The following is an 18,417-nucleotide window of genomic DNA, read 5'->3' as shown; positions in this document are numbered from 1 at the left end:
CTGCAAAAGTACTCTTTTCTGTTCTATTTACTATGGGAGAGGGCTGTTTTTTACACAAAATCGCCTGATTTGTGCAATAGCAATGTTAAATTAGGATAAACATAGTAGTATGTATTGCATAGTACATAGGCAATACATATATTTGCAACATAAAACAATATAACATGAATGCAGAGAACGTAAAATCACAAATGAGAAAGGGAACACTGGAATACTGTATTCTATTGCTCCTCAAAAAAGAGCCGGCGTACACCTCTGACATTATCCAGAAGTTACAGGAAGCTAAATTGATTGTAGTGGAAGGTACTCTATATCCCCTGTTGACGAGATTAAAAAACAGCGAATTGTTAAGTTACCAGTGGATAGAATCTACTCAAGGGCCGCCTCGCAAATATTACCAGCTCACACCGAAAGGGGAAGAATTCCTCGGAGAACTGGAAATTTCGTGGCAGGAATTGAACGACACAATAAACCACATCAGAAATAATTAAAATCAGACAACAATGAAGAAGACACTTACAGTTAATTTGGGAGGAACAGTATTCCACATTGACGAAGATGCATATCAACTGCTCGATAAGTACTTAGCAAACCTCCGCATCCATTTCCGCAAAGAAGAAGGATCGGAAGAGATTATGAACGATTTTGAAATGCGCATATCCGAATTATTCAACGAACGGGTACGATTGGGGCATGAAGTCATCACAATCGAACACGTCGAGGAAGTAATCAAGCGCATGGGAAAACCGGAAGAGCTGTTTGGCGGCGAGGACGAAAAGGAATACGTCCGGGAAGAGTCCAAAGCACACACCTTCCAGGAAGAAGAAACAACCGGAGGAAGAAAAAAACTGATGCGTGACCCGGATAACCGCGTATTAGGCGGGGTCGCCAGCGGTATTGCGGCCTATATGGGCTGGGATATAACGGCCATACGCCTGATCATGATCATTTTACTTTTCATACCCACACCATATGTACCGATCGTCATTCTCTACCTCATACTATGGTTGGTGATGCCGTTAGCACGAACCGCAGCCGATAAGCTGATGATGCGTGGAAAGAGCGTGACTCTCGAAAATATAGGCAAAACAGTGACCGACGGATTTGAGAAAGTATCCAACAATGTAAACGATTATGTGAATTCAGACAAGCCAAGAAGTTTCTTGCAACAGCTGGCAGACCTGTTTGTCAATGTGGTCGGCTTTATCCTCAAATTCTTCGCCATATTGATCGGAATTATCCTGCTACCGCCGTTGTTGCTTGTCGCCTTTATACTGGTAGTCGTTACATTTGCCCTTATTGCGGGAGGAACGGGTGTCCTTTATCACCTCTCCCCGTTCGGAGCCGACCTGCTGGCAGGGACACCGATCCCATTGGCAATCATGGGTTGCATCGGATTCATTTTACTCATTGGCATTCCGATCTTTGCTTTGGTATATGCTATCTGCATGCAGCTGTTCAAAGCCAAGCCGTTGCCTAACACGGCTAAATGGACGCTTTTGATCCTGTGGATAATATCCGTTGCACTTAGTGTCGCTTACTTCTATCAAACCGGAATAAACGGATGGAGTACATTACCCTGGTATAATTTCTTCAACACCTAAATAAAACAACAAACATGAAAAAGGCATATCTATTTTTCATATACATAGTAACCTATATCGCGATGGCAGGGTTCCTATGCTCCTGCCACACGAACAGGGTTCGCGGAAACGGCAACATTGTGAGTCAGGAGATTTCGATCAGGGACTACAATGAGCTCCATATCGAGGGAGACAATATCGAGCTCACTTATGTACAGTCTGACGATGTTCCTTATTTGAAAATAGAAACAGATCAGAACATCATGGACATGCTGAAAGTCGAGACAGACGACAAAGAACTGACAATCAAACCCAAGAGCAAACATACATGGATCAATCCTACCCGGTTCGTCATAACCACCAACTCGACAACCCTCGAAGAAATCAAGATGGCAGGCGGAGGCAATTGCAATCTGGGCAAAGGACTCACAACCAATAAACTGGAAATCAGCTTAGCCGGAGGCGGAACTATCAGGGCAGATTCCATTACCGTCAACCGTCTGGAATGTGAAATCGCCGGGAGCGGGGAAATCAACCTGAGTGGGAAGGCAGAGAATATGGACATAAAAAGTGCCGGAAGCTGTACTATCAAGGCATTCGACTTGCTGACAGACAACCTGACTTGTAAAACAGCCGGAAGTTGCGAGATAGAGATAACAGCCAATAAGGAAATTTCCGCAAAAATGATGGGAAGCGGAGAGATCCGGTATAAGGGCAGTCCGAACATAAAAGGGAAAAGCATTCTTGGAAGTGGTTCCATAACCCAAGTTGAATAGAAGAATGATTGTGTGTTAAAAAAAAGAAGGCCGTCCTTTCACAAGGATGGCCTTTCTTCTAAGGTTAACAAATTTATGAGTAAAAACCACTAATGAATCTTTATAAAAAAACCGCTTCCTCCTTCACAATATTGTCATTATGAGGGAGAAGCGGTCACAAATATACATAAAGTTTTCTATTGTAAAAGACTTCGTCCTATTTATTTAAAGGCATTTCTTATCCGTGTGGCGGTGTCTGCGAGCACGTCCTGCGTAACCTCCATTTTCTTTCCGCCAAAATACATATCAGACTCTTTTTGAATCGGAATTAAGTGAATATGCGCATGAGGCACTTCCAATCCCATCACAGCCAAACCGACCCGTTTGCAGGGGATAGCCGCTTCTTGTGCACGAGCCACACGTTTAGCAAATGCCATCATACGCCCGAGCATAGGATCATCTATGTCGAAAATATAATCGACCTCTTTCTTCGGGATCACCAGCGTATGGCCTGTAGCCACCGGATTGATGTCCAGGAAGGCGAAAAACTCTTCGTCTTCCGCTACCTTATGGCAAGGAATCTCGCCTGCCACAATTCTGCTGAATATTGATGCCATACTATATGATATTAAATAGATATATCCATAATCTCAAAACTCATCACACCGGACGGCACCTTGATCTCCACGATGTCACCAACCTTCTTACCCATCAGTCCCTGTGCAATCGGAGTACTGACTGCGATCTTTCCCTCTTTCAGGTTCGCTTCCGAATCAGAGACCAATGTATATGTCATAACTGCGTTATTCTTGATATTCTTAATCTTGACCTTGTTCAGAATCTGGACTTCGTCTGTCTGCACACGGGTTTCGTCTATCAGGCGGGCATTAGAGATCAGTCCTTTCAACTGAGCAAGTTTCGCCTCCATGATACCTTGCGCTTCTTTTGCAGCGTCATATTCTGCATTTTCAGACAAATCGCCTTTGTCACGGGCTTCTGCAATCTGGGCAGATATTTCCGGACGCTTCACGGTTTCCAGATAATTGATTTCAGCTAAAATCTTATCATAACCATCTTTCGTCATATAGCTTACTGCCATACTAAATCCTCCTATTACTTTAAAATGTTATTATTGATTACCGCACAATAAAAAAAGAATCCCGACCAACTGCTTGGCCGGAACTCCTCTTTCTCTTATTTTCAGACTTTGCAAAGATAAAAGATCTTTTTAAGATCGGCAATCTTTGCAAAATGCTTTATAACATATAAATCTGAATGTTAGCTGTCATACATTAAAGTACAGCTTTCACATCCGCTTCCAGTTTTTTCACGTCTTCAACACGCTTAACCAGGTTTCCTTTACGGTCAAGGATGAAGAGAGCAGGCAACTGCTTCACATTGTACAAACCTGCCACCTGAGAATAAACAGACTGCGGATCACGAACAGAAATCCAGGGCAAATTAGACGCTCCGTTCCTCCAGAAATGAGAATCGCTATCCAAGGATACTTGGTAAATCTCAAGTCCCTGACCATGATATTTTGTATATAATTCACCCAATGCCATATTCAAAGCCGGTGACCATTCCGTCTGATAAGCCGTAAAGTTTATCAGGACAACCTTGCCGGGAGCAACGTCGGAGAGTTTCACCACTTCACCCCGAACATCGGGCAATTCGATATCCAAGAATGATATTTCTTTGGTTTCCACATTACTATAATCGACCGGACGCTGGGCGCGAAGCACCTTCATCGACTGCAAAGTCAGGTTATACAAATGTTTGGAACGCGGACTTTCCGGATAATAATGATCGTAGCTGGTGGCAACAGCGCCATATGCTTTCACATCGTTTCGATCATACAAGTCAAAGAACAACAGGCCATCAATCTGCTGGAACAATGCGAAATAAGCGGCCGTAGACATCGGCGCCGAATAGATATACTTACGGGCAATCTCCTTATAAGCATCGGCAGCAGCCAACACTTTGGAACGGTAAGTCGTATCCGAAATCATCTTATCTTCATAGTCCTTACGCAAACGGCTGATAGCCTGGTTCGCATCCAATTGCGCCAGCGTAATCGCCTTAATGGCTTTTGAATTTTCAGAACCTTCCACGGAATAAGAGGTTGCAAAAGCACCGGCATCTGCAAGAATAGAAACCGTCTCCGTCGAATCTATAGAGAAATTTATCTTCTGGTTATTCAAGCGCAGACGATAAAAATCCGGATATTCAGGACGTTTCTCCGTAAACTTGAACTTCCCTCCGGAAGCCAACTTGATGGAGTCGAGCGTCACGACATTCGAAATTCCTACGTTTTCTAAATACATAAGCTGACCGTCCGCTCCTGAAACAACGCCCTTCACCGTAAATTCGGAAGAGTTGTTACAAGCCGAGAATAAGAACATACACAGTCCTAATGTAGCCAACAATCGTGTGGATATTTGTTTCTTCATTTCTTTACTTCTTGTTTTAATCCGCTGCAAATATACATTAATTTACAATTGTGACACTATTATTCGCTAAATCTTCCCGCTATTTTTCAAAAAAAGAACTTTTCTCATGTTTTTTATTTTCATTTTCACACGTTTACAGATAAACTTTCATTACATTTGCACCAATTTTTACAGATAGAAAAATAAGAAAAAGATTATGCTTAATCCAATTAACAAGACGATCGAATTGGCTGATGGAAGAACCATCACCATCGAAACCGGGAAATTGGCAAAACAGGCGGACGGTTCTGTTACCGTGCGTATGGGCAACACAGTGTTGCTGGCTACTGTTTGCGCCGCTAAAGATGCAAACCCGGGTGTTGACTTCATGCCGTTACAAGTAGAGTACAAAGAAAAATTCTCGGCATTTGGCCGTTTTCCGGGAGGCTTTACAAAAAGAGAAGGCAAAGCTTCTGACTACGAAATCCTGACCTCTCGTTTGGTTGACCGTGCCCTCCGCCCTCTTTTCCCTGACAATTACCACGCAGAAGTATACGTAAACGTTATATTATTCTCTGCAGACGGTGAAGATATGCCGGATGCACTGGCCGGTTTGGCAGCATCTGCCGCATTAGCCGTATCGGATATTCCTTTCAACGGACCGATTTCCGAATGTCGCGTTGCCCGTATCGATGGTAAATATGTAGTTAACCCCACGTTCTCTGAATTGGAAAAAGCAGATATCGATATCATGGTGGGCGCTACTATCGACAACATCATGATGGTGGAAGGCGAAATGGACGAAGTTCAGGAATCCGAAATGCTGGAAGCGATCAAAGTCGCACACGAAGCTATCAAAGTACAGTGCCAGGCACAGCTTGAACTGTCTGAAGCTTGCGGCAAGATGGTAAAACGCGAATACTGCCACGAAGTAAACGATGACGAACTGCGCAAGGATGTACACGAAAAATGTTATGCAAAAGCTTATGCTGTTGCCACTTCCGGGACAGACAAACATCAGCGTGCCGAAGCATTCGAAGCAGTAGTTGAAGAATATAAAGCCCAGTTCTCTGAAGAAGAGCTGACTGACGAAAAGGCTGAAATGATCGGCCGTTACTATCACGATGTAGAAAAAGAAGCCATGCGCCGTGCTATCCTCGACGAAGGAAAGCGCCTGGATGGTCGTAAGACAACTGAAATCCGTCCGATCTGGATCGAGACAGACTGCCTGCCCGGCCCTCATGGTTCTGCCATCTTTACACGTGGTGAAACACAATCATTGTCTACCGTTACATTAGGAACGAAGTCTGATGAAAAGATGATCGACGATGTTCTGAATCACGGCAAAGAACGTTTCCTGTTGCACTACAACTTCCCTCCGTTCTCCACTGGCGAAGCAAAAGCATCCCGTGGTGTTGGCCGTCGTGAAATCGGTCACGGAAACCTGGCTCACCGCGCTCTGAAACGTATGATCCCGACAGACTATCCTTACGTAGTACGTGTAATCTCCGACATCTTGGAGTCTAACGGTTCTTCTTCAATGGCAACCGTATGCGCCGGTACTCTCGCATTGAGAGATGCAGGTGTTCCGATGAAGAAACCGGTATCCGGTATCGCAATGGGTCTGATTTCCGAAAACAAAGGTCAGAACTACGCGATCCTGTCCGACATCCTGGGCGACGAAGACCACTTGGGTGACATGGACTTCAAGGTAACGGGAACAAAAGACGGTATCACGGCTACCCAGATGGATATCAAGGTAGACGGCCTGTCATACGAAATCCTTGAAAACGCATTGGCCCAGGCAAAAGAAGGCCGTATGCACATCTTGGGCAAGATTATGGAAGCACAGCCTGAAGCTCGCGAAGAATTGAAACCGCATGCTCCGAGAATCGAAACGATGGTTATCGGTAAAGAATTTATCGGTGCTGTTATCGGCCCGGGCGGAAAGATCATCCAGGGTATCCAGGAAAAGACTGGTGCTACAATCACGATTGAAGAAGAAGACGGAGTTGGCAAAATTGAAATCTCCGGAACAAATAAAGATACGATCGATGCTGCAATCCGCGCAATCAAAGGTATCGTAGCAGTACCGGAAGTAGGCGAAGTCTACGAAGGCAAGATCTCATCTGTTATGCCTTACGGTGCATTCGTTGAATTCATGCCGGGTAAAGACGGTTTGCTGCACATTTCCGAAATCGACTGGAAACGTCTGGAAACAGTTGAACAGGCTGGCTTGAAAGAAGGCGATACAATTTCCGTTAAGTTGGTAGATATCGACCAGAAGACCGGAAAATTCAAACTTTCCCGCAAGGTATTGCTGCCGAAGCCAGAAGGTTACGAAGAACGTCCGCCGAGACCGGAAAGAGGCGATCGCGGACCGCGCCAGGATCGTGGAGACCGTGGTGGTGACCGTGGACCCCGTCAGGATCGCGGAGATCGCGGACCGCGCCGGGAATACAGAGACTAAGATAGTTTTCCGATAAAATAAAAGCCTGTCCTCTTATGAGCGACAGGCTTTTTTTATGCATCTATAATAGATTCTTACTTTCCGCAAGTGCAACGCGGCTTGATCTGTTTGAAGAAATCATTGCCCTTGTTATCGACCAGGATAAATGCTGGGAAGTCTTCCACTTCGATCTTCCAGATGGCCTCCATACCTAATTCAGGATATTCCACACATTCGATGCTCTTGATATTGTTCTGTGCCAGGATAGCAGCAGGACCACCGATACTTCCTAAATAGAAACCGCCATATTTCTGGCAAGCATCCGTCACCTGCTGGCTACGGTTACCCTTTGCCAACATAACCATGCTACCGCCGTGGCTCTGGAACAGGCCGACATACGAGTCCATACGACCGGCAGTCGTCGGGCCCATCGAGCCGCAAGCCATACCAGCCGGAGTCTTAGCCGGACCAGCGTAATAGATAGGATGATCCTTGATATACTGTGGCAGGTCTTCACCACGATCCAAACGTTCTTTCAGCTTGGCATGGGCAATGTCACGGCCTACAATGATCGTACCGTTCAACGACAGACGGGTTGCAACCGGATATTTATCCAATTCTTTCAGGATATCTGCCATCGGCTGGTTCAGATTGATCTTAACAGCATCGCCTTCACCTGCCTGGCGCAATTCTTCAGGAATCAGTTCACCGGGATGGCTGTCTAACTTTTCAATCCAGATACCGTCTTTGTTGATCTTACATTTCACGTTACGGTCTGCCGAACAGCTTACACCCAGACCAACCGGACAGGAAGCGCCGTGACGGGGCAGACGGACGATACGGATATCGTGTGCCAGATATTTACCACCGAACTGTGCACCCAAACCAATCTTGTGAACTTCCGCCAAAACCTCTTTTTCCAGTTCGATATCGCGGAAAGCGCGTCCATATTCGTTACCCGTAGTCGGCAGGCTGTCATAATAATGAGTAGAAGCCAACTTCACGGTCAACAGGTTCTTTTCGGCAGAAGTACCGCCGATAACCACTGCAATATGATAAGGAGGACAGGCAGCCGTACCCAACGTCTTAATCTTTTCGATAATGAACGGGACCAAAGTTCCCGGATTCAGGATCGCTTTTGTTTCCTGATACAGATACGTCTTGTTGGCTGAACCACCGCCTTTCGTTACGCACAGGAAATTATATTCCATGCCTTCGGTAGCCTCGATATCGATCTGGGCCGGCAGGTTACACTTCGTGTTCACTTCGTCGTACATATTCAGCGGAGCATTCTGCGAATAGCGCAGGTTCTCTTCCGTATATGTTTTATAAACGCCCAATGACAGCGCCTCTTCATCGCAATAACCGGTCCATACCTGTTGTCCTTTTTCACCATGAATAATAGCCGTACCGGTATCCTGGCAGAAAGGAAGTACACCTTTAGCAGAAACTTCAGCGTTACGCAGGAAAGTCAACGCTACATACTTATCGTTATCACTTGCTTCCGGATCGCTCAGAATCTTTGCAACCTGTTCGTTGTGTGAACGGCGAAGCATGAAAGAGACATCACGGAAAGCAGCGTTAGCCATTGCCGTAAGACCTTCTTTGGCCACTTTCAGAACCGGCGTTCCTTCAAATTCGGAAACCGAAACATAATCTTTTGTAAGCAGATAATACTCTGTTGTATCCGGGCCCAATGGGAATGGAGCCTGATACTTGAAAGGAGTTGTTGCCATAGCGTTTGTATTTTAATTTATAATATTGGTTTTAGAATCATATCCTTGAACGGACTGGCAAACTTAATTAAAAATCACGAGATTCGGCAGTCGTTTACCTTTATAAAATCAGCATATCCGGTTTATTTTAATATACTTTGCATTCGAAGAGCACAATATGCCAAGAAACGAATCTAAAAAATCAGGTTATCCGTCAAGACATTCATGTAAACCTGCTGCGTTATGCCGTCATAGTCTTTAAGCTGTCCGACCAGGACCAGTTCTGCGCCTTTCATCCAGGACAGGAAAGGGATCTCTTGCCTGTAGGCAATCTCACGAAGCTGGGTCGGTTTGTTTTTAATAACCAGATAAGCGCCGTCATCGGCAACTGTTTTTCCTTTAAAGGCAAGCGTCCTCTCATACATTTTCTGCTTGTTGGCACCGTTCACCACTATCGGTTGGAGCATCAACGAATCGCGTCCATCCCGAAGCATCGGCACCAAGGCCAAGCTCTGATAGCGTCCAACGGGCAATCCCGACAAGTCGATTTCCAAATCCAACAAAAGGTTATCCCCCTGCTGCTCGACGCAATTTTCTTTTACATAGATCATTCCCCGATAATCGGAAGACAACTCCTGCGCCCGGCAGAACAAGACGGCAAAAAGGGAAATCAATATATATAGAGTAGTTCTCATAAGACTCTTATTTAATAATATAGATAATACTTACCCCCAACTTGGTCGGTCCGAAATAGTTGTTACGATAACTTCCTTCCGACTCCTGGTTTGAAGGGAAAGGTGTTTTGTCATATTTGAACCGGACATATCCGACACCGGCTGTAAATTCGATATTCCAATGAGGAGAAAGATACAACTGGTAACCATACGAAAGGCCGCCTCCGTAGGCATTACCATCATAAGCATAGCCGGATTTCATCACATTCAAGAGTGTTTTGCCGGCCACATCATAATCGGCATACAGCCCATGAACACCAAAGAAATGCCCGTTAAACCGTTCGTGCAACCAATAACGCACCTCCGGCTGCACCAGCCAGTGCTTAATGGATTTATCCTCCGAAAAAGTCCAAGGATTATAATTGCCCGATATATCCAGTGAAAAATGTTTATTAAATGCAACCTCTGCCCCCAAATTGAAAGTGGTGGTCGCATCATACAGCAAATTTGTCTTAACAGCAACCACCTGCGACCGGGCACAGAGAGCGCAACACAAACAAAGAAAAACAAAGTATAGCCTCTTCATAGACATATTCTCGTTGATTTACCAATCGTATTAAGAAACAAAGATATGTAAAATCTATTTGTATATAAACACATTTGATATTAAATACACATACCAAACGGATTAATTGTATATCTTTGTCGAAAATAATTTATTCAGTATTGGGGGCATATGAAATTTAAACTTATCGCACTATTTATCACCCTTTGTCTGGGATTTACCGGTTGTTCGGATGACGAAACTCCGGAACCCCGTCCAACACGTACCATTTTAGTTTATATGATGGCAAACAACAGCCTCGACAGTTATGCCGCTAAAAACATTGCAAGCATGGTGGAGGGAGCAACTGCTAAAAACCTCAACGGAGGTAATCTGATCGTTTACTATGCCCCGAAGGGATCGAATCCGGAACTTCTCCAAATCAAGGAAGAGAACGGCATTGTAAATAAATTCCACATCAAAGACTACGAAAAGCAAAACTCGGCGGATCCGTCCGTGATGCTAAGCGTGATCAAAGAAGTGATATCCCTATATCCGGCAGACAGCTATGGCTTGGATTTATGGAGCCACGGGACAGCCTGGCTTCCTTCCGACTACCAGAATATGCTGAAAGCATTTGGCCAGGACGGCAGCAACTGGTTGGAGATAGACGATCTGGCAAAAGGTTTGCCGGATCATGTATTTGACTTCATTCTGTTCGATGCCTGCTATATGGCAAGCGTGGAGTGCACCTATGAGCTTAGAAATAAAGCGGATTATATTTTGGCTTCTCCAACCGAAACGATGGCAGACGGATGGCCTTATGCCCAGATGATGCCACAATTGTTTGCCACAGACTTGCAACTGGAAAAGGTCGGCGAGACATTCTACAACTACTACCTGAATGACTCTTATCCATACGCAACCGTGTCGCTGACAAAGACAAGCGAACTGGAAAATCTGAAAAACGCCGTGCACAACATATTAGCCGACAAAACGGAAAGCGACATCTATGGCATTAACCTTTCCGAGATGCAACAGTTGGAATATTTGTACCGCAGTCCGGGGATGTTATATGATATGGCTGATTATATAAAACAATTGGCAACAGCCGAGCAATACAGCAATTTCACCGATTGTCTGGAAAAAGCCGTTTTATATAAAGCCCATACTCCAAAGGCGTATTATCTCTACGGCCATCCCTCTAACGCCTTACCGGTAAACAGTTATTGCGGCCTGACCGTTTTCGTCCCGCAACCCAAACAGTCCTTCTCTAAGATATTCGACTGGTACAAGGAACGGGTAAGTTGGTATAAGGCGGTTTATGAATAAAACAGAAGAGGTTGTGCCAGTGATGACACAACCTCTTTTTTTAGTTAATAGCTCCTTCTTACAGGATTGATCTACAGTATAACCTTAAACCTCTTTTCCCCGATCACAACGATATAAGCCCCTTTGGACAATGTCACGTCATGATTTCCGGTTACAGAGCCGAGAGCTTTGCGAACAGAGCCCGTGAAGGAAAGAACGTAGACGGTTGCAGGCTGCGGCGTATAGATATGCAGCACGCCGTTTGTTCCCCAAACCTTTGTTTCGTTGCCGGCTATCTCTTCGATACCTACTGCGCTGTTCTTCACAATACCGGTGATCGAGATCGTCAAGTCTTCTTCGACATCGCGGATCACATATTTTCCGGCAGCGTTAGGCGTTATCTCCGTTTCGCCAACCTTTACGACAGGAACGGACTGGTCGTATTCCGGATCGAGTACCAGCTTGAAGTTGAAGCTGTCTCCCTCTTCCACCGAATATTTGCCTGCCTTTGGAGTCGTTGTGGCGCCTTCCACTTCCGGAAGGGTTACGGTGTAATAGACGTAAACCGGAGGAGCGGGAGGAGTACTGGTCACCTTTGTCACGGTGGCGAAGGTGGTCAGGGTGGTGGAAACACTTTCCTTCGTTGTTGTCACCATGCAACGGTATTGTCCGGCATCGTCGGCGTCTACGGTCAGCTCGTTCGGCTGATCGGCATCGCTACGCAGGGATTTGAAAGACATGGGTTGCGGTGCATTGGTTTTCTCTTGTTCCCATTCCTTCTTTTCCGCATTGTATTTGTCCCAGGTATAGGTTGTTGTTGCACCATCTGCAAATGTTGCCGTAGTCGTCAGTTTGACAGAAGCATTTGTATTTACCTTCTGGTCGGCAAGCGGGGTGAGGTCTATGGAGGCATCTCCTTCTACCTTTGTGATGATACCGGTGCTGTCGACTAACGTACCCTTGTTTGTCACCTTCGTGGTGGTCAGCTTCAGATCGGGATCTGTGGTCGTCAGGATCAGTGTACCGGAGTTATCGAGTTCGCCCAAAGTGTTTTTGCCGGAAAGGGTGATCGTTGCTTCCGTGTTGGATTTGATGGTTGTTTTGGCGGTTGCGTCTGGACTTGTCGTTGTAACAGTCACGTCTTCCATCTTGATATTGATCTCTGTTTTTCCACCACTACCATCACTTGCACCGATCTCCAGTTCTTCCGTCTTTGTGTCCCTGATCGTTCCGTTGAAGGACTTTTCGTTATCTCCTACTTTGTAATCTTCATCAGTCTTAATGGTGATTTTGTCACCGCTGTCTTCTACGATCGGGCCGATTGAGGTGACGATCAATGTCCAGGCATCCGTAGTGCTGGGAGTTACCATAGTGACGGTGTCTTTCTTGTAGAAGAAGTTGTCTCCTTCTTTCTTTGTACTACCCAGCTTGGCTGTCATTACAAACGTGCTGTCTGCATGGGCATGTTTCAGGAAGAAGCGGAAAGTCTGTCCTACCGGGGCTTGCTCTGCGAGGAAGGAGCCTTCGGCAACCTGACCGGCGTAATATGGCCAAGTGTTTCCTTCTGTCTCTTTATCCGTGTAAGAGATCTTGGCAAATGTCCCTTTCTCTTCCAAAACGTAGGTGAAGTCCTGCCAGTTGGAATAGGGCTTGTCGGTATGGAAGCTTGCCAGTTTGCCGTCCGGGACGCGGACGATACACGTGTTTTTGTCCTTCAGCGCGAAGGCGTCAGCGCCTGCTGTTATTGCGGTTGCATCGCTGTGCGAGAGATGCAATTCTGTGATTGTTGCGTCTTTGAAGGCTTCGTTTCCGATTGTGGCGAGTGTTTCGGGGAGGGTTACTTTAGACAGCGTCTTGCCTTGGAAGGCGTTGCTGGCGATGCCGACAATGGTGTATTCCGTTTCATCGCTCTCGTCTGTACTGGCAATACCGCCGGTCAGGTCGAGTTCGGCCGTCGGCAAGGTTTTCACGCCGGTAATTGTCAATTCCTTCGTGTTGGCGAGGGTGACGCCGAGGATGATCTGCTCATTGTCTTCGCCTATCGTTATTGTGTTGGCTTCACCATCGTATATCCAGCCGCCGAAGATGAAATGGTCTGCGTCTGTAATGGCCCAGGATGCGGGAGTCCAGTTAGTATCAGTTTTCTTTCCTTTCGGGAGAGTGACGTAGCGGTCGGTAACAGTACCGCTATTGCTAACTGTAAACGCGTCTGTCCCGAAAGAGCTCGGTTGCTTTTTCCCCATATAGGTAATATCTAACAGGTTGGTACAACCGTAGAAGATCTTGTCTGCAAATGTTGTAACTGTTGCCGGAATCGTAGCTTTCTTCAGTGCCGTACATCCTTCGAATGCGCTGGCGCCCAATGTCGTCAACGTGTTCGGGAGGGTGACAGCTTCCAGGGTGGTAATATCTTTAAACACACTTGCTGCAATTCCTACAACCTTGTAAACATCCGTGCCGTTTTCATCTCCAAACTTCTTGATTTCATTCGAGAGGATCAGCTTTTTGCCTTTGTACGAATTGCTTGCTGTGATTGTCAGGGCTTTGTCGCTGGCGGTTACCGTCAGTTCGTATGAGCCTCTGACTAACTTCTTGTCGGTATTCGAGTCATCATATTCCCAATCAGGGAAGATCATGTTGTCTGCGCCTGCCACGCCCCATTTTGTGTAATCCCAACCGGCTTCTGCGTCGTCTTCGTCTCCTTTGGGGAGGTAGACATTACAGGTTGATTTGATATTATAAATAGAGTTATTCATTGTCGGTTGCTTTGTCCCTACGAAAATTATAGTATCCAAGCTTGGGCAATTGGCAAATGCTGCTGCTGCCATTTCGGTAATTGATGCAGGCAGTTTGACACTTTCCAAAGATGAGCTCTGGCCGAATGCCCACGTTTCAATCTTGGTCAGACTTGTATTTTTACTAAGGTCTACTGTTCTCACAGCGATATTACTCATGGCACTTTCCCCAATCGTCTTAACCGAAGCCGGGATTACCAACGTTGTTAGGCCTGTACAACTCGCGAATGCATATTTTCCTATTGTTTCTAACGTTGCCTTATCTGCAAAGGTCACTGTTTTCAGACTCTTGCACCAATAGAATGCGTACTCCCCGATTGTTGTAACCGCAGCGGGAATGTTTATACTTTTCAGCGGGGTTCTCTGAAATGCATTGTCTCCGATTTTTGTAACCGTAGAAGGTAATTTTATACTTGTCAGGTTAGTTATATTATTGCTTGTATAAAATGCATTATCTCCGATTGCGTTGATTGTGTATTTAGTCTGGCTCTTCTCATCCGTGCTTGCGATCGACTCGGGCAGATCTAAATTGCCTTCAAATGATGTGTTTTGCCCAATTGTAAGTTCTGTAGTATTCGCTAAGGTTACAGTCAACTCTTTCTTGCCTTTGACTAACTTATTGTTGGTTGCATTGTATTTCCACTCGCCGAAGCTCATATCGTCTTTGCTTGCCACGCCCCAAGAGGCGGGTGTCCAAGTGTCATCTTCATCCCCGTTCGGGATATTGATTGTGTGGCCAGATGCGGTGCCGGTAAATATATCTATACCCATTGTAGGCTCTGTTTTCCCCAAGTAGGTAACTTTAGCTAATTTCGAACAGTTATAAAAAGCTTTTTTCTCGATTGTCGTTACTGAAGCAGGTATGGTTATTTCCGCCAATGCTGAACAATTTATAAATGCATTCTCCTCTATTGCTTTAACCTCAGAAGGAATTGTTATAGTTGTAAAATCGCACATACCAAAAGCTCTACTTTTGATGGTATCCAGCTTACTATTATCCCCAAAAGTTACAGAGGTCAGACTGGTAGCAAGAAATGCGCTATTCATTATCGTAGTAACAGAAGATGGTATTTGAATGCTTTTCAAAGGTGTGTTGGAGAAGGCTGATTCACCAATTGTTTTCAGGTTAGAACTCTCCTCAAAGCTTACGGTGGTTACTTGAGCACTATTAAATGCATATTTTCCTATCTCTGTTACAGAAGTCGGGATTGTAATGCTTGTAAGTGATGTGCTTTGAGAGAATGCCTGCTCTCCAATTTTTGTAATCGTATAGCTATCATTGATTGTCCCTGTCAAGTCTAAAGCACCGGAGAACGTTTTATTATTACCAATCGTCAGTGCTTTGTTGTCTGCTGCCGTTACATTAGAGATAGTGACATTTCCTTTTGTTAATGTATGTGCAGTAGTGTTGTAAGTCCATGTATCATTATCCGCTCGTGCCTGTATCGAGCAGAAAGTCATCAGGCAGGCCAGCAGCCATAACGGTAGCCGGCAACGTTGTTTTTGTAATGTTGTTCTCATAAGCGTTGTGCTTTTTAAGTTGTTTATTAATATTATAGAATGTATGAAATGTTAACTATTTTTAGGATGTAGGGTGTGAACACCGGTGATCGGTGGAGTGCGACCAGAGGTGATCGGCAACCTGCTTGTTCCCGCGCTTGACGCGGGATCGCATCAGAACCTGCCGTATATGGCCTGTCCTTTTGCGGCCCCGCGTCGAGCGCGGGGACAAGGTTATAAGATCCCCGGTCTGTCACCTATGCCGCTGCCTACGGTGAGGAGGATCGGGAAGGTGTAGGTGCGGGGCGTTTTTACCTGTTTGTAGCAGGAAGAGCCTTGCGTGGTGACGCTCAGGCGATATTGCCCCGGCGACAGGCCTGGGATCTGGATCACGATCTGCGACTTGGTGTTCTGGACGATTGTCGATACTTTATGAGGTTCGACGCCCTCCTTGTCTTCGGTGAAGTAGACGCCTACCGATTCGTCATCCCCTATGACGAGCAGGGTGTTGCCTGCGATAACGGCGGGGGCGTTCGGTGTGAGGGTCGTGTTGATCTCTCCCGTGGTCGAGTCGACGATACCGTTGATCACCGGGCCGGTGGTTGCTACTTGCAGGTTGAACGAGATGTTTTTCAATGCATCCAGCAGCTTCTTGCCTTGCGTGAAGGTGACTCCTACTTTGTGTTTGGCAGGGTCGAAGACGGGCTTTTCGCCTTCAAACGATCCGCCGAGGTTCAGCAGGTATTGCCCGACGCCGTCGACGACGCTTTTGCCCGAGGCGATGGCGCCGACCTTCTCGTCGTCGGCCATGCTGAGGATATTAATGATTGTTTCTTTGCGGAATTCGGTTCGTTTACCGACAATGCGATCGGCGATGTCGGAGTTGTAGACAGTTCCTGTGATCTGCGGCTTGGCGGAGTAGTCGCCTTTCTTTTCCGTCAGTACGTTGTCGTACAGGTCGGCGGTAAGAATAGTTTTTTCTGGCATAATGAATAATTTTAAGGCCCCAATGTTGAAGCGTGTTTGTTTGTCTTGTGTTACCTTATTCCCGAAATAAGGGGATAACGGTATCCCGTTCCCGCGCTCGACGCGGGATCGCAGTAAAACAGCCTCAAAAAGCGATGTAAAAGCAACCACACACCCACATCAGTGTCCTATTCCGGCGGTTTGGGGCATACGAAAGTTGAAGACGGTTTGTTTTTTACCGCCTTCCGCCATTTTATTTGCAAAAAAGTTACCTCGGAATGCTTCTGTTTCAGAATTATTCCTTATTTTTGGCCCGTTCCCCGGTGAATACGCCCTCGGACGCCGATTTTCCTCTTATCCCCTTATTTCGGGAATAAGGGGCTTTTTTTATACAGCCATTGCCACAATCCGGTCGATCGGCCCGGTGATGATCCGGTTTGCCCGGTCCAGTTCGGGCTGTTCCAGCGCAGCCAGGTAAAAGCGGGTGGTCTTTTCGGATGTGTGGCCGAGTGCCTGGCTGATAATGGCTATCGGCGTGTGCTTCCGGCGGGCTTCTGTGGCCCAGGTATGCCGGAAAACGTACGACGTCAGCCGGACGGGGTGCGGCAGGCATGCTCCGAGTGTTTTCAGGTGTGCGTTGTAGGTTCGCAAGATCGACTTGTAGCCTTCGTGGCTTGTTCCTCCCGGCGGAAGCAGCGGGAAGAGGTAAGGGGAGGCTGCGGTGGCGTATTTGTCGATCAGGCGGCGCATGCCGTCGGTGATGTGGACGCGGATCAGGGTGCCCGTTTTCTTCCTCTTATATACTAATGTATCGTTTTGCAGGTTGTCCGCCGTCAGGTGTACCAGGTCGACAAAGGGGATGCCGCATGCCAGGAAGCTGAACAGACAGAGGTCTTGCGTCCGTCGTACTGCCGGTTCTGCGGGCTTTAGATCGGCTATCTGTGCCAGCGTCTCACTGTCTAATGCCCGCGAGCCGGGCAGTTCGCGCCGGAGGCTGATACCTTCGAACGGGTTGGGAACTGCGGGCGGGAGCAGCCTGTCGTGCCGCGCCTGGTTGTAGATGGCGCGGAGATTGCTGAGGTAGGTGTTGACCGTGTTGGGTTTCAATCCCCGGGTTTGCAGGTAGTCGGCGAAGCGGTCGACAAGTCCGGGACGGATGTCGTGCAGCCGCAGTTCGTGTCCGTTGTTGAAGCGGATGATCCAGTTGCGGGTGGTGCGGTAGAGGTCTGCCGCATTTTCTTTTCCAGCCTCGCGCTTACGGCGTATGAGGCTTTCGGTGTAAACACCGAAGGCAGCGTGGCTACCTCCGGTGCGTTGTTTCTTGTTCAATTTAATCATATCTTCATTCCATTTTAATAAATAGATGAAGGTATAACAATCCGGCTTGAGGTATATCCATTCGACCGGGGGCGGATAGCCTTTTAAGTAAATGCCAAAAATAATACCATTTTATTCACTCTATATGCAATATTTGTCTACCTTTGCCAAATAAGTGTTAATAGTAATAACTAAAACAATTAATTATGGACAAATTTATCAATCCCTTCTCGGACTACGCGTGGAAGAAAATTTTCGGCAGTGAAGTAAGCAAAGATCTTATCATCAGCTTTTTAAATGAAGTTATCCAACAGGAAGTAATAGTCGACATCACATTCCGGAATGTCGAGATGCTCGGTTTGAAGCAGGATCAGCG

The 18,417-nt window shown here is 46.4% G+C and carries 15 protein-coding genes; 6 read left to right on the top strand and 9 right to left on the bottom strand.

Annotation, left to right across the window (positions count from 1 at the left end):
• Window positions 1-164: 164 nt before the first annotated feature.
• The 3 genes from DWW90_RS11400 to DWW90_RS11390 are packed head-to-tail and all read left to right on the top strand — an operon-like array spanning window position 165 to window position 2,359.
• The gene (locus tag DWW90_RS11400; protein ID WP_115498928.1) at window positions 165-491 is read left to right on the top strand and encodes a PadR family transcriptional regulator; all 327 of its coding nucleotides are present in this window, start codon (window positions 165-167) and stop codon (window positions 489-491) included.
• 12 nt (window positions 492-503) lie between these two features.
• Window positions 504-1,604, top strand: a complete 1,101-nt coding sequence (locus DWW90_RS11395; protein WP_122345052.1) for a PspC domain-containing protein — start codon at window positions 504-506, stop codon at window positions 1,602-1,604.
• A 14-nt stretch (window positions 1,605-1,618) separates the two neighbouring features.
• Window positions 1,619-2,359: a head GIN domain-containing protein gene (locus DWW90_RS11390; RefSeq protein ID WP_122345051.1), complete on the top strand. Its 741-nt coding sequence runs from the start codon at window positions 1,619-1,621 to the stop codon at window positions 2,357-2,359.
• Between the two features lie 200 nt (window positions 2,360-2,559).
• On the opposite strand, the gene DWW90_RS11380 is transcribed toward DWW90_RS11390, so the two are convergent.
• From DWW90_RS11380 to DWW90_RS11370, 3 genes are all read right to left on the bottom strand, one after another.
• Window positions 2,560-2,955, bottom strand: coding sequence for an HIT family protein (locus tag DWW90_RS11380; protein WP_115498925.1), 396 nt, complete (start codon window positions 2,953-2,955; stop codon window positions 2,560-2,562).
• Between the two features lie 11 nt (window positions 2,956-2,966).
• Window positions 2,967-3,437, bottom strand: a complete 471-nt coding sequence (greA, locus tag DWW90_RS11375) for a transcription elongation factor GreA (RefSeq protein WP_115498924.1) — start codon at window positions 3,435-3,437, stop codon at window positions 2,967-2,969.
• Window positions 3,438-3,630: 193 nt separating this feature from the next.
• Window positions 3,631-4,791, bottom strand: a complete 1,161-nt coding sequence (locus tag DWW90_RS11370; RefSeq protein WP_122345050.1) for a TlpA disulfide reductase family protein — start codon at window positions 4,789-4,791, stop codon at window positions 3,631-3,633.
• A gap of 196 nt (window positions 4,792-4,987) precedes the next feature.
• Between DWW90_RS11370 and pnp the strand changes: the two genes are divergently transcribed.
• Entirely contained in the window at window positions 4,988-7,240 is a 2,253-nt protein-coding gene (pnp, locus tag DWW90_RS11365) for a polyribonucleotide nucleotidyltransferase (RefSeq protein WP_115498922.1), read from the top strand.
• 74 nt (window positions 7,241-7,314) lie between these two features.
• Here the strand turns inward: pnp and DWW90_RS11360 are convergent, their stop codons facing one another.
• From DWW90_RS11360 to DWW90_RS11350, 3 genes are all read right to left on the bottom strand, one after another.
• Window positions 7,315-8,955 carry a fumarate hydratase gene (locus DWW90_RS11360; protein ID WP_122332116.1) on the bottom strand — a complete coding sequence of 547 codons (1,641 nt, stop codon included), beginning with the start codon at window positions 8,953-8,955 and terminating at the stop codon, window positions 7,315-7,317.
• 173 nt (window positions 8,956-9,128) lie between these two features.
• Window positions 9,129-9,629, bottom strand: coding sequence for a DUF3868 domain-containing protein (locus DWW90_RS11355; RefSeq protein ID WP_122345049.1), 501 nt, complete (start codon window positions 9,627-9,629; stop codon window positions 9,129-9,131).
• Window positions 9,630-9,636: 7 nt separating this feature from the next.
• The gene (locus DWW90_RS11350) at window positions 9,637-10,194 is read right to left on the bottom strand and encodes a DUF3575 domain-containing protein (protein WP_115498937.1); all 558 of its coding nucleotides are present in this window, start codon (window positions 10,192-10,194) and stop codon (window positions 9,637-9,639) included.
• Window positions 10,195-10,344: 150 nt separating this feature from the next.
• Between DWW90_RS11350 and DWW90_RS11345 the strand changes: the two genes are divergently transcribed.
• Window positions 10,345-11,484, top strand: coding sequence for a clostripain-related cysteine peptidase (locus DWW90_RS11345; protein ID WP_122345048.1), 1,140 nt, complete (start codon window positions 10,345-10,347; stop codon window positions 11,482-11,484).
• A gap of 71 nt (window positions 11,485-11,555) precedes the next feature.
• Here DWW90_RS11345 and DWW90_RS11340 read toward each other — a convergent pair whose 3' ends face one another.
• From DWW90_RS11340 to DWW90_RS11330, 3 genes are all read right to left on the bottom strand, one after another.
• Window positions 11,556-15,779: a leucine-rich repeat domain-containing protein gene (locus DWW90_RS11340; RefSeq protein WP_122345047.1), complete on the bottom strand. Its 4,224-nt coding sequence runs from the start codon at window positions 15,777-15,779 to the stop codon at window positions 11,556-11,558.
• Between the two features lie 213 nt (window positions 15,780-15,992).
• Window positions 15,993-16,748: a DNA-binding domain-containing protein gene (locus DWW90_RS11335; RefSeq protein ID WP_353890073.1), complete on the bottom strand. Its 756-nt coding sequence runs from the start codon at window positions 16,746-16,748 to the stop codon at window positions 15,993-15,995.
• Between the two features lie 363 nt (window positions 16,749-17,111).
• On the bottom strand, window positions 17,112-18,062 hold the full coding sequence (locus DWW90_RS11330; protein ID WP_122345046.1) for a site-specific integrase: 951 nt from the start codon (window positions 18,060-18,062) through the stop codon (window positions 17,112-17,114).
• Between the two features lie 185 nt (window positions 18,063-18,247).
• Here DWW90_RS11330 and DWW90_RS20780 point away from each other — a divergent pair.
• Window positions 18,248-18,417 (top strand): Rpn family recombination-promoting nuclease/putative transposase (locus DWW90_RS20780; protein WP_233547723.1); only part of this gene is annotated, 170 nt, incomplete at its 3' end.

Source organism: Parabacteroides sp. AF17-28 (assembly GCF_003479205.1).
In the GTDB taxonomy this organism is placed as follows: Bacteria; Bacteroidota; Bacteroidia; order Bacteroidales; family Tannerellaceae; genus Parabacteroides; species Parabacteroides acidifaciens.
Note: the sequence above shows the minus strand (reverse complement) of the source record. Positions and strands in the feature narration are given on the sequence as shown.

Coding starts and splice junctions, on each gene's coding strand:
- DWW90_RS11400 (WP_115498928.1), top strand. CDS start 165: ATGAATGCAGAGAACGTAAAATCACAAATGAGAAAGGGAACACTGGAA.
- DWW90_RS11395 (WP_122345052.1), top strand. CDS start 504: ATGAAGAAGACACTTACAGTTAATTTGGGAGGAACAGTATTCCACATT.
- DWW90_RS11390 (WP_122345051.1), top strand. CDS start 1,619: ATGAAAAAGGCATATCTATTTTTCATATACATAGTAACCTATATCGCG.
- DWW90_RS11380 (WP_115498925.1), bottom strand. CDS start 2,955: ATGGCATCAATATTCAGCAGAATTGTGGCAGGCGAGATTCCTTGCCAT.
- greA (WP_115498924.1), bottom strand. CDS start 3,437: ATGGCAGTAAGCTATATGACGAAAGATGGTTATGATAAGATTTTAGCT.
- DWW90_RS11370 (WP_122345050.1), bottom strand. CDS start 4,791: ATGAAGAAACAAATATCCACACGATTGTTGGCTACATTAGGACTGTGT.
- pnp (WP_115498922.1), top strand. CDS start 4,988: ATGCTTAATCCAATTAACAAGACGATCGAATTGGCTGATGGAAGAACC.
- DWW90_RS11360 (WP_122332116.1), bottom strand. CDS start 8,955: ATGGCAACAACTCCTTTCAAGTATCAGGCTCCATTCCCATTGGGCCCG.
- DWW90_RS11355 (WP_122345049.1), bottom strand. CDS start 9,629: ATGAGAACTACTCTATATATATTGATTTCCCTTTTTGCCGTCTTGTTC.
- DWW90_RS11350 (WP_115498937.1), bottom strand. CDS start 10,194: ATGAAGAGGCTATACTTTGTTTTTCTTTGTTTGTGTTGCGCTCTCTGT.
- DWW90_RS11345 (WP_122345048.1), top strand. CDS start 10,345: ATGAAATTTAAACTTATCGCACTATTTATCACCCTTTGTCTGGGATTT.
- DWW90_RS11340 (WP_122345047.1), bottom strand. CDS start 15,779: ATGAGAACAACATTACAAAAACAACGTTGCCGGCTACCGTTATGGCTG.
- DWW90_RS11330 (WP_122345046.1), bottom strand. CDS start 18,062: ATGATTAAATTGAACAAGAAACAACGCACCGGAGGTAGCCACGCTGCC.